General features: G+C 71.3%; 16 protein-coding genes. 6 read left to right on the forward strand and 10 right to left on the reverse strand.

Annotated elements, in window-relative coordinates; genetic code table 11:
• Position 1 precedes the first annotated feature (1 nt).
• Together ACIWQI_RS09450 and ftsY are read right to left on the reverse strand one after the other, a co-directional pair.
• On the reverse strand, positions 2–502 hold the full coding sequence (locus ACIWQI_RS09450) for a DUF2004 domain-containing protein (RefSeq protein ID WP_396656929.1): 501 nt from the start codon (positions 500–502) through the stop codon (positions 2–4).
• Positions 503–560: 58 nt separating this feature from the next.
• The gene (ftsY, locus tag ACIWQI_RS09455; RefSeq protein ID WP_396656930.1) at positions 561–1433 is read right to left on the reverse strand and encodes a signal recognition particle-docking protein FtsY; all 873 of its coding nucleotides are present in this window, start codon (positions 1431–1433) and stop codon (positions 561–563) included.
• A gap of 66 nt (positions 1434–1499) precedes the next feature.
• Here ftsY and ACIWQI_RS09460 point away from each other — a divergent pair, with 66 nt between their 5' ends.
• A complete protein-coding gene (locus tag ACIWQI_RS09460; protein WP_396656932.1) occupies positions 1500–1946 on the forward strand; it encodes a universal stress protein in 447 nt (148 codons plus the stop codon).
• On the opposite strand, the gene smc is transcribed toward ACIWQI_RS09460, so the two are convergent.
• Positions 1943–5452: a chromosome segregation protein SMC gene (gene smc, locus ACIWQI_RS09465; RefSeq protein ID WP_396656933.1), complete on the reverse strand. Its 3510-nt coding sequence runs from the start codon at positions 5450–5452 to the stop codon at positions 1943–1945. The genes ACIWQI_RS09460 and smc overlap by 4 nt on opposite strands.
• A gap of 172 nt (positions 5453–5624) precedes the next feature.
• On the opposite strand from smc, the gene ACIWQI_RS09470 reads away from it, so the two are divergent.
• The 4 genes from ACIWQI_RS09470 (at position 5625) to ACIWQI_RS09485 (ending at position 8460) form a co-directional block, all read left to right on the forward strand.
• The gene (locus ACIWQI_RS09470) at positions 5625–5750 is read left to right on the forward strand and encodes a hypothetical protein (RefSeq protein ID WP_396656935.1); all 126 of its coding nucleotides are present in this window, start codon (positions 5625–5627) and stop codon (positions 5748–5750) included.
• Positions 5751–5932: 182 nt separating this feature from the next.
• Positions 5933–6196, forward strand: a complete 264-nt coding sequence (locus tag ACIWQI_RS09475) for a hypothetical protein (protein WP_396656937.1) — start codon at positions 5933–5935, stop codon at positions 6194–6196.
• Positions 6197–6284: 88 nt separating this feature from the next.
• Positions 6285–7376: a GNAT family N-acetyltransferase gene (locus ACIWQI_RS09480; protein WP_396656938.1), complete on the forward strand. Its 1092-nt coding sequence runs from the start codon at positions 6285–6287 to the stop codon at positions 7374–7376.
• On the forward strand, positions 7369–8460 hold the full coding sequence (locus ACIWQI_RS09485) for a GNAT family N-acetyltransferase (protein ID WP_396656939.1): 1092 nt from the start codon (positions 7369–7371) through the stop codon (positions 8458–8460). The genes ACIWQI_RS09480 and ACIWQI_RS09485 overlap by 8 nt, the downstream gene beginning before the upstream one ends.
• Here ACIWQI_RS09485 and mutM read toward each other — a convergent pair.
• From mutM to ACIWQI_RS09515, 6 genes are all read right to left on the reverse strand, one after another.
• Positions 8447–9370, reverse strand: coding sequence for a bifunctional DNA-formamidopyrimidine glycosylase/DNA-(apurinic or apyrimidinic site) lyase (mutM, locus tag ACIWQI_RS09490; RefSeq protein WP_396656941.1), 924 nt, complete (start codon positions 9368–9370; stop codon positions 8447–8449). The genes ACIWQI_RS09485 and mutM overlap by 14 nt on opposite strands.
• A 3-nt stretch (positions 9371–9373) precedes the next feature.
• On the reverse strand, positions 9374–10066 hold the full coding sequence (gene rnc / locus ACIWQI_RS09495) for a ribonuclease III (protein ID WP_396656942.1): 693 nt from the start codon (positions 10064–10066) through the stop codon (positions 9374–9376).
• Between the two features lie 16 nt (positions 10067–10082).
• A complete protein-coding gene (rpmF, locus tag ACIWQI_RS09500; RefSeq protein ID WP_040165203.1) occupies positions 10083–10292 on the reverse strand; it encodes a 50S ribosomal protein L32 in 210 nt (69 codons plus the stop codon).
• Between the two features lie 42 nt (positions 10293–10334).
• Positions 10335–10805, reverse strand: a complete 471-nt coding sequence (locus ACIWQI_RS09505) for a YceD family protein (protein WP_396656978.1) — start codon at positions 10803–10805, stop codon at positions 10335–10337.
• 83 nt (positions 10806–10888) lie between these two features.
• On the reverse strand, positions 10889–11389 hold the full coding sequence (gene coaD, locus ACIWQI_RS09510; RefSeq protein ID WP_396656943.1) for a pantetheine-phosphate adenylyltransferase: 501 nt from the start codon (positions 11387–11389) through the stop codon (positions 10889–10891).
• A gap of 25 nt (positions 11390–11414) precedes the next feature.
• The gene (locus ACIWQI_RS09515; protein ID WP_396656945.1) at positions 11415–13568 is read right to left on the reverse strand and encodes an ATP-dependent DNA helicase RecG; all 2154 of its coding nucleotides are present in this window, start codon (positions 13566–13568) and stop codon (positions 11415–11417) included.
• A gap of 22 nt (positions 13569–13590) precedes the next feature.
• Between ACIWQI_RS09515 and rsmD the strand changes: the two genes are divergently transcribed.
• Positions 13591–14196 carry a 16S rRNA (guanine(966)-N(2))-methyltransferase RsmD gene (gene rsmD / locus ACIWQI_RS09520; protein ID WP_396656946.1) on the forward strand — a complete coding sequence of 202 codons (606 nt, stop codon included), beginning with the start codon at positions 13591–13593 and terminating at the stop codon, positions 14194–14196.
• Here the strand turns inward: rsmD and thiL are convergent.
• Complete coding sequence (gene thiL / locus ACIWQI_RS09525; protein WP_396656948.1) at positions 14166–15164, reverse strand: thiamine-phosphate kinase; 999 nt, start codon at positions 15162–15164, stop codon at positions 14166–14168. The genes rsmD and thiL overlap by 31 nt on opposite strands.
• Between the last annotated feature and the right edge of the window lie 36 nt (positions 15165–15200).

The following is a 15200-nucleotide window of genomic DNA, read 5'->3' on the forward strand; positions in this document are numbered from 1 at the left end:
GTCAGTCGGCGCTGGTGACCGACTGCACCGCGCCGTCGGTCGCGAGGTTCACCAGAAGCACGTCGTCGGCCGCATCGGGATCGAGGGCGTATTCGAGCACCGCGAACGGCTCCGAGCCGCCGTGCTCGTCGGCGAGGATCGTCATGCTCATCAGCTGCAGCGAGCGGATCACGTCGACGTGCACGTCGCCGGAGATGTCGACCAGCTGGTCCTGAAGCTCGTCACCGAGCTGCTCCTGCTGCTGCATGATGTATTCGATCACTTCGCTGGTGCGGTCGTCGAGCTCGCTCATCATGGCCTGCCGGGCGCGCATGTCGATGTCCTCGAGGGCCGAGATCATCGCCGCGGCCACGTCCAGCGCGGCGGCCGAGACATCGTCCTGATCGGGCGCGGTGAGGTCGACGGTGACCGACTGGTCACCGAACTCCACGTTCTCGGACCAGAAGATCGATCCGTCCGGACCGGACTCCAGCAGCCCGAAGAAATCGTGCTCGATCGCCATAGCCCTATGAAACCAGCGGAAGGGGGAAGACGGTAGCCCGCCGGCGCGATCGGTCGAGCTAGTCGACCAGCGAGGCTGCGAACACGTGCGGGGTGAACCCGGTGAGGTCGTCGATGCCCTCGCCCTGCCCCAGCAGCTTGACGGGGATGCCGGTGCGCTCCTGGACCGCCAGCACGAAGCCGCCGCGGGCGGAGCCGTCCAGTTTGGTGATGACCAGGCCGGTCACGCCGGCGTGCTCGAGGAAGGCCTCGGCCTGCATCACGCCGTTCTGTCCCGTGGTCGCATCGAGCACGAGCAGCACCTCGCTGACGGGGGCCTGCTTCTCGATGACGCGCCGGATCTTCGTGAGCTCGTCCATCAGACCGCCCTTGGTGTGCAGCCGGCCGGCGGTGTCGACCAGCACGATCTCGGTGCCGGTGCGGATGGCGTGGTCGATGGTCTGGAAGGCGACGGATGCCGGGTCCTGACCCTCGCGCTCGGGACGCACGATCGCCGCCCCGCCGCGCTCCGCCCAGGTCGCGAGCTGGTCCACGGCCGCAGCGCGGAAGGTGTCGGCCGCCCCCACCACGACCGACCGTCCGTGGCGCTGCAGGAACTTCGCGAACTTGCCGATCGTCGTCGTCTTGCCGACGCCGTTGACTCCGACCACGAGCACGACAGCAGGGCGCTCGGTGAGCCGCAGCGTCGTGTCGAAGCGCGCGAAGTGCTCCTCCAGGGTCTCCTTGAGCATCCGGCGCAGATCACGCGGGTCGGTGGTGCGATAACGCTGCACCTTCTCGCGCAGCTCCTCGACGATGCGCTCGGTGATGTCGGGGCCGAAGTCGGCTGTGATCAGCGCGGTCTCCAGGTCGTCCCACGTCGATTCGTCGATCGTGGGCTTTGCGAACATGCCGCGCAGCGCGCTTCCCAATGACCAGGACTGCTGCACCATGCCTCCACCCTACGGGGCGGCGCGGTTGCTACGATCCAGCCATCGGCGACAGCCCTGGAGGGCCGGATGTACACCAATATCCTCATCACCACCGACGGCTCCGATCTCGCCCGCAAGGGGATCGTGGAAGGTCTCACCCTCGCCAAGGCACTCGGCGCCCGGGCCACGATCCTCACGGTCACCGAACCCCTCAAGCCGAGCGTCGTGCGCGCCGCACTCGAAGCCGGCCTCGAGGATCCCCTCGCCCGCTACGAGCACGAGGTGGATGCCGACATGCAGGCGCGGCTGCAGAAGTTCAAGGACGGCCATCCCGACATCGCCGGCGACGTGGAGCTGCGGCATGAGGTCGACGAGCATCCGGCGGAGGCGATCGTGCGGACGGCGGAGATCGCCGGGCACGACCTCATCGTGATGGCTTCGCACGGGCACCGCGGGCTGCGCAAGATGCTGCTGGGCAGTCAGACCGCAGAGGTGCTCGTCCGCACCACGATCCCCGTCCTCGTGGTGCGCTAGCCGGCGACCGCCTCTCGCACGCGCTGACCGACCACGGCAGAGACGCCGTCCTGACGCATCGACACCCCGTACAGCGCATCCGCGATCTCCATCGTGCGCTTCTGGTGGGTGATCACGATCAGCTGACTGCTCTCGCGCAGCTGCTCGAACACACCGAGCAGCCGTCCCAGGTTCGCGTCGTCGAGCGCCGCCTCGACCTCGTCGAGGATGTAGAACGGGCTCGGCCGAGCTTTGAAGATCGCGGTCAGCAAGGCGACGGCGGCCAGTGACCGCTCGCCGCCGGACAGCAGCGACAGCCGCTCGATCTTCTTGCCCGCCGGCCGGACCGTCACCTCGATCCCGGTGGTGAGGATGTCCTCCGGGTCCGTCAGGGCGATGTCGCCGGCACCGCCGGGGAACAGGATCGGGAAGACCTCGTGGAATGCGGTCCGGGTGTCCTCGAAGGCCGCCGCGAAGATGGTCTCCATGCGCTCGTCGAGCTCGGCGATGATCGTCAGGAGGTCCTTGCGCGTCTGGGTGAGGTCGGCCAGCTGCTCGGTGAGGAAGGCGTGCCGCTGCTCCAGGGCGGCGAACTCCTCGAGCGCGAGCGGGTTCACCCGGCCCAGCTGCGCGAGCTTGCGCTCGGCCTCCTGCAGGCGGCGGCGCTGCTGCGCCCGATCGAACGGGGTCTCCTCCTCCGCCTCCCCGCCCGCTGCGGGAATCGGCTGGTCGGGTCCATATTCCGAAATGAGAATGTTCTCGTCGAGGCCGAGCTCCGACTGGGCGCGCTCGAGGAGGCTCTGCACATGCAGCCGCTTCTCGTGGATCTGCAGCTCCAGCGAGTGGACGCCCTCGGTCACGGCCGCGAGTCGCTCGCGCACGGCCGCGTCCTGCGCGCGGAGCTCGGCGAGTTCCGCATTCTGCGCTGCGCGCTCCCGCTCGGCGTCCGCCAGTGCGATCCGCGCAGCGGCGACCGACCGATCGACCGACGCCAGCACCGCCGGCAGCTGCGCGACGACGGCCTCGGCCGCCTCTCGCCGGCGGCGTCGGATCACGGCGCGACGGGCGGCCTCGTCGGCCGCCGCGCGCTCGGCATCCCGTCGGCGCTCCAGCGCCGCCGCCTGCGCCTCGCCGGCGCGCACCCGCTCGCGCAGGGTCTCCACCTCCAGCCGCGCCCGCATCTCCGCGTCCCGCGCCGCCTCCAGCGCGCCCAGCACCTCGTCTCGTGCCGACGCATCGAGGATGGGCCGCGGCGCCTGCTCCGCCGAGGCGAGTTCGGCATCCGCGGCCTGCGCCTCGGCCTGCGCATCCGCGACCGCCGCCTCTCCCTGCGCCAGCCCCCTGGCGAGTCGCTCGCACTCGGCTGCCGCGGCCTCGTACCGCACGGTCGCACGGTTCACCCGCTCGGTGTGCGCGGCGAGGGCGGCGTCATGGGCGCGCAGCGTCTCCAGCGAGGTCTTCGTGCGCGCCCTCGCGTCGCCGAGTCGCTGCTGGGCATCGGCCAGCGCCTCGCGCAGCGAGTCGGCGACCACCCGGATCTGCTCGAGCCGGTCGTTCGCGGCATCGCGCTCCGCCGCGAGCTCCAGACGTGAGCGCCCCTGGCCGGAGCCTGCGCGCAGCGTGTGCGCGGTGACGACCTCGCCCGCTCGGGTGACGACCGTCAGCGGTGCGGCCTGTTGTGCCGCCGCGAGCGCGGGACCCGCCCCCAGCGCGGCGTCGAGATCGTCGGCCACGAGCACGTGGGCGAGCACACCGAGGATCCCCTCCGGCGCCGAGACCACGTCGCGAGCGGGGACCAGGCCGGGGATCTGCGGCAGGGCCGGTCGCAGCGGCTCGGTGTCCGCGATCGCGATGTCGACGATGCCGACGTCGTCGTCGCGCGCGGCCTCCGCGGCTGATCGCGCGGCCTCACGCGATTCGACGAGCACGCCCTCGGCGAGGGATCCCAGCGCCGCGGCGATCGCCGCTTCGAACCCCGACTCGACCTGCACCGCGTCGCCGACCAGACCGCGGATGCCCTGGACGCCTCGCGCGACCAGCTCGGTCGCGCCGCTGCGCACGTCGAGCGCCCGGCTCAGTGCCGAGCTCTGGGCGGTGAGCGCCTCGATCTCGCGCTCGGTCGAGTGCAGACGGTCGCGCAACTCGGCGACCTCGGCATCCGCCTCCGCGGCCTGGCGCTGCGCCGCCTCATACGCGGACGCGTATTCGGCTGAGGTCATGTCGGTCTCGAACTCGGGCTCGAGCCCCTCGAGCTCATCCTGAGCCTGCGCGCGACGGGCGATCGCCGCATCCAGGGCGTTCTGCTGGCGGAGGACGCCTCCGCGCACCGCGGCGAGCGTGGAGCGCGCGGCCTCCGCGGCCGCCCGCAGGCCGGTCAGCCGGAGTTCATGCTCCGAGACCAGGGCGCTCTGCGCGGCGATGTCGGCGTCCAGAGCGTCCAGTTCGGCGCGTGCGCGCGCCACCGCGCGCGTCGCCCGGTCGGCGGCGTCGGCCGCGTCGTCGACCGCCGCGGCGATCTCTGCGACCTCGGCCCGCGCCTCGTCGATGGCTGCGGCGGTCACCGTGACCGGCGCGGTCTCCTCGACGTCGCCGAGCAGTGCGAGGCGCTGGTTCGCGAGCGTGAACAGCGATCGCAGCCGCTCCTGCACCTGCTCGAGCGCGAAGGCCACCCGTCGGGATTCGTCGACGTCGGCAGAGCCCTGGCCCTGCTCGAGCACCTCGATCCGCTGCCGCGTCTGCTCCGCCCGATCCTGCAGGATCAGGCGCTCGGAGTGCCGCTCCTGCTCGGAGCGCGCGTGGTCGGCCAGCGCCGCGCGCAGCTGCGCGAGCTCGTCGGCGAGCAGTCGCGCCTTCGCATCCCGGACCACCGCAGCGATCGTGGCCGCCTCGCGCGCCACCTCGGCCTGCCGGCCGAGGGGCTTGAGCTGCCGACGGATCTCCCCGGCGAGGTCGCTGAGGCGCGTGAGGTTCGTCTCCATCGCGTCGAGCTTGCGGAGGGTCTTCTCCTTGCGCCGGCGGTGTTTGAGGATGCCTGCGGCCTCCTCGATGAATCCGCGGCGCTCCTCGGGCGACGCCTGCAGCACCGTGTCGAGGCGGCCCTGGCCGACGATGACGTGCATCTCACGGCCGAGCCCGGAGTCGCTCAGCAGCTCCTGCACGTCGAGCAGCCGGCACACCTCGCCGTTGATCGCGTACTCGCTGGCCCCGCTCCGGAACAGGGTGCGGCTGATCGTGACCTCGGAATACTCGATCGGCAGCACGCCGTCGGAGTTGTCGATCGTGAGCTGTACCTCCGCGCGCCCCAGCGGTCCGCGGGTCGCCGTGCCGGCGAAGATGACATCCTCCATCTTGCCGCCGCGCAGGGTCTTCGCACCCTGCTCCCCCATCACCCAGGCGAGCGCGTCGACGACGTTCGACTTGCCCGATCCGTTCGGCCCCACGATGCAGGTGACACCCGGCTCGAACGCGAAGGTCGTCGGCTGCGCGAACGACTTGAACCCTTTGAGCGTGACGCTCTTCAGGTGCATGGACGCGCCCTCCGCTCGGCCGGTGAATCTGCGTGTCAACGCTAGCGGAACGGCCGTCGCCGACCGCGAAGGCGAGCCGGGTTTCTGCACACGACACGCCGAGAGTGCTTGACGCGTGTATCAGGGATTCGCTAACGTGACTCCTCGCGTCAGAAGTCGAAAGGAGGTCGCCATGATGCTCACCACAGTCACCGGAATCTCGCCGGCCATCGCCGACACGCCCGCGCGCACGCGCAGCGGAGTCGGAATCGCCATGGCGACCGGGTCCTTCTGCGCTCTCGCTCACGCCGCCCGCTGATCCTCGCAGGGGCGAACTCTGCCCGCTGCCGGCCGCGCCGGCACCGGAATCGGTGATCTGAGCCGCGCTTCTCCCCGCGCGTCCCGCGCCCTCCGCGGCGCCCGCGGACCACCACGTGCGTCCGCTCCCCCGCCCTTCGGGCACCTGCCATTCATTCCTTTCGACTCGAACGAGGTCTACTCATGTCGTACCCCCAGCTCGATGTGCGAGAGCGCCAAGATCTCGCACCGCAGCATCCCTCGCTGCACGCGCCGTCCGCGCATGTCAGCCTTGCCGACCGGCTCGCCCTGCGAGTGGGTCTGTGGCTGATCCTGCGCAGCACCCAGCACGTGCAGCACCGCACCGCACACGCCGAGCACCTCGAGCTCGTGCGCCGCGAGCGCAGCCGCGAGGCGCGCGAGCTCTCCTACGAGCGCTCGCTGCGGCAGCAGCGCCCCGCGCTATGACCGCTCACGTCGCGGCACCCCACCCCCGGCGGGCCGGGGATCCCATCCCCGGCCCGCCCCCGATCCACTTCTGACGAAGAGAGACACCATGTCGACCATCACCACGGGGCTCGAGCTCCGGCCCCTCACCGTCCCGGCATCCATGGATGCCCCGGACGCACACGACTTCGCCGCGATGGTCGAGGTCCGCAACCGCATCTACCGGGAGATCTCCGGCCACGACGACCACCGCATCGCGGCGGACGAGCTGCTGGCGTACTACCAGCCCGACGGCTACCAGACGCGGCTCATGTGGCTCATCCTGCTCGACGGCGTCCTCGTCGGCCGGGTCGGCGTCGACCTGCCCCTCGAGGCGGGCTCGAAGATGGCCTACTTCCTCGTCGAGCTCCTCGAGCAGGCTCAGGGCCGCGGCATCGGGTCCACGGCCTACTCCCAGCTGGTCGAGCCCGTCGCCCGCGAGCACGGACGCACCGTGCTGCAGTCCTGGGCCGAGCAGCACGAGGCGCCCGGCCCCCGGCTGGAGGCGCCGACCGGGTTCGGCAGCGTACCGGCCGACGACCGCGCGACCCGGTTCTACCTGCGACACGGCTATCGCCTCGAGCAGGTCGAGCGCTGCAGCGCCTTCGACCTGCAGGGCTCGTTCGACGAGGTGGAGCGTCTGTTCGCCCGGGCGCAGGAGGCATCCTCCGATTACCGCGTGGTGACCTGGACGGCGCCCACCCCCGAGGAGTTCGTCGCCCGCTACGGGTGGATGAAGTCCCGCATGATCACCGACGCCCCCGCCGCCGGCCTGGAGTTCGACGAGGAGGACTGGGATGCCGCGCGCGTCGCCCAGCACGATTCCACCTACACCTCGAGCGGACGCCTGCTGCGCGTCGCGGCTGCCGAGCACATCGCCACCGGTGAGCTGTGCGCGTTCAACGAGCTGGTCATCGGCAAGGACCGCACCGAGGCGACGCACCAGGAGGACACGCTCGTGCTCAAGGAGCACCGAGGTCACCGCCTGGGCATGCTCGTCAAGTGCGCGAACCTGCTGGCCTGGCGCGACATCGCCCCTGAATCGCCACGTGTGATCACGTACAACGCGGAGGAGAATCGTCCCATGCTCGACATCAACGAGGCCATCGGGTTCGTGCCGATCTCGTACGAGGGGGCCTGGAAGAAGGTGCTCGATGACTGACACCGCCACCGTCACGATCGATCCGATCGTCGTGCCGGAGAGTCTCGAGGCCGACGACCGGGGAGTCATGCACGCGATCGCCCGCCTCGGCAACGCGGTCGCGCTGCACGACGCCGGCACGTCCGATCTCGACGACAGCGCGGAGGAGCTCCTGCCGATGTGGCAGGACGCCACCGACTTCGTGCACGTGGGGTACACCGCGTCACGAGACGGCGAGATCGCCGGCGTCGGCATCCTGCGCATGCCGGCCTCGGGTGATCGGACCGTGGAGTTCGACGTCTGGGTCGACCCGCCGCTGTGGGGCCAGGGCATCGAGGAGGCGCTGCTGGCGGTGGTCGAGGAGGAGGCGCGCCGCCGTGGCCGCCACGTGCTGCAGACCTACACCCTGCACCGCCCGGACACCGCCGGCCCGCGGCTCGACTCCCCGACCGGGTTCGGCAGCATCCCGGCCGAGGATCCGCAGACGAGGTTCCTCGTCGACCACGGCTACGCACTCGGCCAGGTCGAGCGCAACAGCGCCTTCGACCTGCGCGGCCCGTACGAGCACGTCGAGACGGTGCTCGCCGAGTCGCTCCGAGCCGCGGGGCCCGACTACCGCCTGCACGAGTGGACGGTTCCGACACCGGAGCACCTGCTCGACGGATTCGCACGGGTGCGCGGGCGCCTGGCCACCGACATGCCCGCCGGGGAGCTCGACATCGAGGAGGAGGTGTGGGATGCCGACCGGGTCCGCCGTCGCGAACAGCGCTTCGCCGCCATGGGCATGATCGTCTCCATCACCGCGGTGGAGCACGTCCCGACGGGCGAGCTGGTCGCCTACAACGACATCGGGATCCTCGCCGCGGAGCCCGACGGGGTGACGCGTCAGTTCGGGACGCTGGTGGTGAAGGAGCACCGCGGGCACCGTCTGGGCGCGATCGTGAAGTGCGCCAACCTCCTGCGCTGGCGCGCGATCGCACCGCGGTCGCCGCGGATCACGACCTTCAACGCAGAGGAGAACGCGCACATGCTCGCGATCAACGTCGAGCTCGGATTCGAACCCGTCTCCTACGCGGGCGCGTGGAAGAAGGTCATCGCCGGCTGAGTCCGGGTGCGCGGCGCTGGCAGCGCGGGCAGTAGTGGCTCGAGCGGTTCATGAACGAGACCCGTACGATCGGGCGGGCGCAGCGCGGGCACGCCTGCCCGGTCCGCCCGTATGCGTTCAGGGAGTGCGCGAAATATCCGGCCTCGCCGTTGACGTTGACGTACTGGGCGTCGAAGCTGGTGCCGCCCTCGGCGAGCGCCTTGAGCAGCACGGCGCGGGCCTCGGCGAGGAGTCGGTTCGCCGCGCGCGTTGACAGCGCGTCCGCGGGCGTCTCGGGATGGATCCGCGCGGCCCAGAGGGCCTCATCGGCGTAGATGTTGCCGACGCCGCTGAGCACGGTCTGGTCGAGCAGAACGCGCTTGATCGCGGAGCGGCTCCGCCCCAGCCTGGCGCGGAAGCGCCGGTCGTCGAAGGCCGGATCGAGCGGGTCGCGCGCGATGTGCGCCACCTGGCTCGGCACCGCCGCGACATCGGTTCCCCAGCCGCCCGCGGCACGGTCCGGGGTCGGCTCGAGAGCATCGATGGCCAGCGAGCCGAACGTGCGCTGGTCGGCGAACACGACGGCGAGCTCGCCGTGGGCGGGATGCTCGATCGTGATCCGCACCCGCTCATGACGCTCGCGCTCAGCGGCGGGATGCCGCAGCAGCAGCTGTCCGCTCATGCCCAGGTGCGCGATCATGGCCGTGGCGGGCCGGCCCGCCTCGCGGTCCAGCGGCAGCCACAGGAACTTGCCGCGGCGGGCCGCGCCGCCGATCACGCGATCGGTGAGGACTGCCTCGAAGTCGGCGGCGCCGCCGCGGTGACGGGTCAGCGCGCGTTCGTCCAGAATCAGGACGCCGGTGACCCGGGCGCCCGAGACGGCCGGCTCGAGGCCGGCGCGGACGACCTCGACCTCGGGGAGTTCGGGCATCCGTCAGCGGTCCTCGCTGAGGGTGTGCCACGCGGTCAGCGCGGCAGCCATCTCCGCGGTCTTCTTGCTGCTTCCCGTCCCCGTCGACGTCACCGGCCCCACCGTGACCGTGGCGGTGAAGACCCGGTCGTGATCGGGCCCGGTCGAGGCGATGGTGTACACCGGCGGGGTGACGCCGCGGCGCGCGGCGAGCTCCTGCAGACTCGTCTTCGGGTCCATGGCCGCGCCGTAGCGCTCGGGATCGGCGAACAGCGGCTCGACCAGCCGCAGCACCAGCTCGGTCGCGGAATCGGGTCCCGCCGACAGGTAGGCCGCCCCGATCACCGCCTCCATGGTGTCGGCGAGGATCGAGTCCTTGTCGCGCCCACCGGTCTGCTCCTCGCCGCGGCCGAGCAGCAGGTGCTCACCGAGGCCGATCGTGCGGGCGACTTCGGCGAGGGCCACGGTCGACACGACGCTTGCGCGTCGCTTCGCAAGCGCGCCCTCGTCGAGATCCGGATGCCGCCGGTACAGCATGACGGTGACAGCCTGGCCGAGCACCGCATCGCCGAGGAACTCGAGTCGCTCGTTGTGCGGGATGCCGCCGTGCTCGTAGGCGTACGAGCGGTGCGTCAGCGCGAGCGACAGAAGCTCGGGGTCGATCTCGACCCCGAGCTTCTTCACGAGCACCGGATGCTCGATGGAGATGTCGGTCACGACCGGACGGCCGGAATCAGATGTCGGCGACTTTGCGGCCCTTGTACTCGAGGAACAGCTCGGTGCCCTGCGAGTCGGTCACCACCTTCGCCTGGTGGGGACGGCTGTAGACGACCTTGCCGTTCTCGACGGTCTTGACCAGCGCGGGGGCCTCGGCCTTCCACTGCGCGCGACGCGAACGGGTGTTGGAGCGGGATACCTTCCGCTTCGGGGGGTTACCTGCCATGGCTGCTCTTCTTTCGTTTCCTAGGTCTGGGTGGGTGTCTGCTCACGCCTTGTCGGCATCGGCATCCGTCTTCAGCTCCGCGAGCGCCGCCCAGCGTGGATCGAGGGCTTCCTGCGGAGCAGCACCGGCATCCCCGCTCCGGCGCTCGCCCGTGACGGGGTCCAACCCCGGGCAATCCGGCCGGCACACCGGCTGAAACGGGAGCGACAGAACGATCGCATCCCTGACCTCGGTTTCAAGATCCACGTGGTCGTCTTGAACTTCGAGGTCGACTGCTTCGTCCCCAGGATACGCGAAAAGCTCCTGAAACTCGACTTGGAGCGGCTCGCGGATGTCGGTGAGGCACCGGCCGCAGACACCTTCGTACGCGGTGTCGATCTCGGCCGTGACCAGGATCCCCTCGTGCACCGACTCGAGCCGGGCGGCGATCTCGACCGCCTCGCCCTCGCGGACGGAGACCAGCCCCTCGCCCCAGGTCGACGGCGCAGGCGCCTCGAGGGTCGTCTCGCGCATCGCACCGGGACGGCGCACGATGTCGCGCACGTTGATGCTGAAGGGTCCGGGTCGAGGCGTTCTCACGAGGGGTGAGTCTACCGTCAGCGGATGTGCGCGCCCCCGGTGTCCAGGAACCGTGCGACCGCGGCCGGAACGTACGGCGACACGTCTCCGCCGAGACCGGCCACCTGGCGCACGAGCGAACTGGACACCAGTGCGTGCGCCGGGTCGGGGAGCAGGAAGATCGTCTCCACCTGTGCCAGATGGCGGTTCACGATCGCCATCGGCGTCTCGTACGCGACATCCACCTGCGAGCGGATGCCCTTGACCAGCACCCCTGCCCCCACATCCGTGGCGTAGTCGACGAGCAGTCCGACGCTCCACGACGCGACCGTGATGTCGCCCTCGATGTCGGCCTCGGCCACCGACTGCTCCAGGAGCGAGAGGCGCTGCGCGATCGGCAGCATCGCCTCCTTGTCCGGATTGTGCACGACGAGCACGTGCAGCTCGTCGAACAGCGCGGCCGCGCGGCGGATGACGTCCAGATGACCGAGAGTCGGCGGGTCGAAAGATCCGGGGACGACGGCGATCCTGCTGCTCATGCCCCCAGCCTATCGGGCGGGGCGATCAGCTCTTGGCGAGGGCGGCGCGCTCCTGGATGCCGACGCGCCGCTCGATCGCCGCGGCGAGTCCGGCGTGCTCGTCGAGCAGCGGGTCCGCTTCGAGGATGCGCTCAGCCTCTTCGCGCGCGAGCGCGATGAGGTCGGCGTCGGTCACCACGCGCAGCAGCCGCAGCGACGACCGCGCCCCCGACTGCGCATCGCCGAGCACGTCGCCCTCGCCACGGAGGGTGAGATCGACCTCGGCGAGCTCGAAGCCGTCGATCGTCCGCGCGACGGCTTCGACACGCTCCCGGGCGGGGCTCGGTGCGCGCGCCTCCGTGACCAGCAGGCACAGGCCCGGCACCGTCCCCCGGCCGACCCGGCCGCGCAGCTGATGCAGCTGCGAGACGCCGAAGCGGTCGGCGTCGAGGATGACCATCGTCGAGGCATTCGGCACGTCGACGCCCACCTCGATGACGGTGGTGGCCACCAGCACGTCGATGTCGCCCGCGGAATAGGCGCGCATGATGGCGTCCTTTTCGTCGGCGGGCATCTTCCCGTGCAGGGTCGCGACGCGGATCTGGTCGAATGCCGGATTGCGCGCCAGCAGGTCGGCGACCTGGACCACGCCCCAGCGCGGGCCCTGCGTCGCCCCCTCCAGCGGCAGCGCGGCGACGTCGGCGTCGTCGCCGACCGCCTTCTCGGCGTCGATGGCCGCGCACACGACGAAGGCCTGACGGCCCGCGGCGACCTCTTCGGCGACGCGGTCCCAGACCCGGCTGAACCAAGCGGGCTTCTCGGCGATCGGCGCGACGAAGGTCTCGATGCCCGCGCGGCCGGTCGGCATCGTGCGGATGGTCGAGACATCCAGGTCTCCGAACACCGTCATCGCGACCGTCCGCGGGATCGGGGTCGCGGTGAGCACCAGCGCGTGCGGGCTCGACCCCTTCGCGCGCAGCGTCTCGCGCTGCTCGACGCCGAACCGGTGCTGCTCGTCGACGACCACGAGTCCCAGATCGGCGAAGGTGGTCGTCTCGCTCAGCAGGGCATGGGTCCCCACGACGATGCGCGCCTGACCCGACGCGACCCGGAGCGAGGCCCGCCGCCGCTCGGCGGCGGACAGCTGACCGGTGAGCAGTGTGGGCATCAGCTCCGGAGCGAGCTTCGGGCCCAGCATCCGTGCGATCGTGCGCAGGTGCTGCGCGGCCAGCACCTCTGTGGGGGCGATGAGCGCCGATTGGCCGCCGGACTCTGCCACCTGGAGCATCGCGCGCAGCGCCACCAGGGTCTTCCCCGACCCGACCTCGCCCTGCACCAGCCGGTTCATCGGCCAGTCGCCGACGAGGTCGGCGGCGATCCGATCGCCCACGGTTACCTGGTCCGCGGTGCGGTCGAAGGGAAGGGCGGCGTCGAACCGCTCGAGCAGGGCGCCTGCGGGCCGACGGGTGGCCGACATCATCCGCACGAGCTGACGCTGCTGCAGCAGAGCGGTCTGCAGCACGATCGCCTCGTGCATCCGCAGCGTGCGACGCGCGGCATCCGCCTGCTGCTTGTGCTCGGGGCGGTGGATCCGCTCGATCGCCTCGCGCGCAGGCAGCAGTCCGTGGCGGAGCCGGAGGGCCTCCGGGAGCGGATCGTCCACCGGCCCCAGCCCGTCGAGCACGAGGTCGACGATGCGCTTGAGCTGCCAGCTCGCGATGCTGGCGGTCGCCGGGTAGATGGGAATCGGGGTGTTCGCGTACGCCTGCGCATCGACGGCGCTCTCGTCGTCGAACAGCTCGTAGTCGGGGTGGGCGAACTGCTGCGTGCCGCGGTACTCGCCGACCTTGCCGGAGAAGATCCCGCGGCGGCCGGGGCGCAGATCCTTGAGCCGCCAGCTCTGGTTGAAGAACGTGAGGGTGAGCTGCCCCTGCCCGTCGCTGATGACGACCTCCAGCAGCGATCCGTTGCGGTTCTTCATGCGGCGCTCCCCCGCACGGACCACCTCGGCGACGATCGTGACGTTCTCGCCGACAGGCAGCGACCGGATCGGCGTGAGCTCGCCGCGCAGCGCGTACCGCCGCGGATAGTGCGCGAGGAGGTCGCCGACGGTGCGCATGTCGAACGCCCGGCCGAGCGCGGCCGCGGTCTTGCCGCCGACGGCCCCGTCCAGACGCGAGTCGAGCGTGAACGACGGCATGCCAAGAGTCTAGGCTCGCCGTGTGACGCGGATCATCGCGGGCCGGGCCGGCTCGCTCGTGCTGGATGTCCCCGGCTCCGGCACCAGGCCCACGAGCGATCGGGTGCGCGAGTCCCTGTTCGGCGCGCTGGAGTCGGCCGACCTGCTGCGCGGTGCCGCGGTGCTCGACCTCTATGCGGGTTCGGGTGCGCTCGGGCTCGAAGCCGCGAGCCGGGGGGCGGCCTCTGTCGACCTCGTCGAGCGGGCCGGCGCGGCCGCGGCAGTCGTGCGGCGCAACGTCGCGAAGGTGGCGAGAGCCATCGGAGAGGATGCCGCGCTGCGCGTGCACGCGACAGCGGTGAAGGCCTTCCTGCACGGCGCGTCGGGCAGCTTCGACCTCGTCTTCATCGACCCGCCGTACGACATCGGCGAGGCCGAGCTCACCGCGGCGCTGCAGTCGCTGACGCCCCTGCTCGCACCGGCGGCCACGGTCATCGTCGAGCGCGCGTCCCGCTCGGCGCGACCGACTCTTCCTGACGGACTCGTGCACGTGCGCGACAAGCGCTACGGCGACACCGCGCTGTGGTGGCTCCGTGCAGGCGAACCCCCGGTTGACGGTCAGCCCGTCGCCGAGTCCCAGTCCCGGTAGGGGTCCCAGCCGGCGCGCCCTGCGTACGGCTCGCCGTCGACGAGCAGCGGCTCGCTGCCGCGCTCGCGCACCGCGCCGATGAGGCGGAAGCCCGGGGGCAGCGCCGCGCCCGGCGGAAACGCCGCGAGCAGCGCGTGGTCCTCTCCCCCGTCGACCGCCCATCCGCGGCGCGGGCCGAGTGCCACGCTGTCGATCGCGATCGTCACTCCGGAGGCGTCCGCCATGCGGGTGGCGTCGAGCGCGATGCCGTCCGAGACATCCATCATCGCGGTCGCTCCGGCATCCGCCGCGACCGGCCCCAGGCCGATGGGCGGTGAGGGTCGCAGCTGCGTGTGCACGCAGGCGATCTCGCCGGGATCGAGCTCGTCGTACGCGACGGGCACGGGCTCGCCGTCGAGATCGCGGAAGCGCCGGAACAGCACGTCCAGTCCGCGCGCGGCGGCGCCGGCCTCTCCCGCGAGTGCGACGACGTCGCCGGGGCGCGCGCCGGAGCGTCGGACAGGATCGCGTCCCTCGAGGGTGCCGAGCGCGGTGACGGCAATCGTGAGGGTGTCGGACACGGTGAGGTCTCCACCCTCGACGGCGCAGCCGGGCGCGAGCTCGTCGCAGGCCGCCCGCAGCCCCCGTGCGATCCCCTCGACCATCGACAGGCGGGTGTCGTTCGGCATGGCGAGGGCCACGAGCAGCGCGGTGGGACGCGCGCCCATCGCGGCGATGTCGGCGAGGTTGACCGCGGCCGCCTTCCAGCCCAGGTCGTACGGGGCCGACCACGCGAGACGGAAGTCCGGTCCGTGCACGAGCGTGTCCACGCTGGCGACCACCCGTCCGTCCGGCGCGGCGAGCACGGCGGCGTCGTCTCCTGGCCCGACGAGCGCGGCGCTGGGAGCGAGACCGGACAGGATGCCGCGGAGGATCTCGCCTTCGGAGAGGTCGCCGACCCGGGGATCCTCGGCGGGCTGGGCGGGCATCCACCCAGCGTAGCGAGCGCCGTGCAGCACGGCGCG

The organism is Microbacterium sp., from assembly GCF_044508325.1.
Lineage (GTDB): Bacteria > Actinomycetota > Actinomycetes > Actinomycetales > Microbacteriaceae > Microbacterium.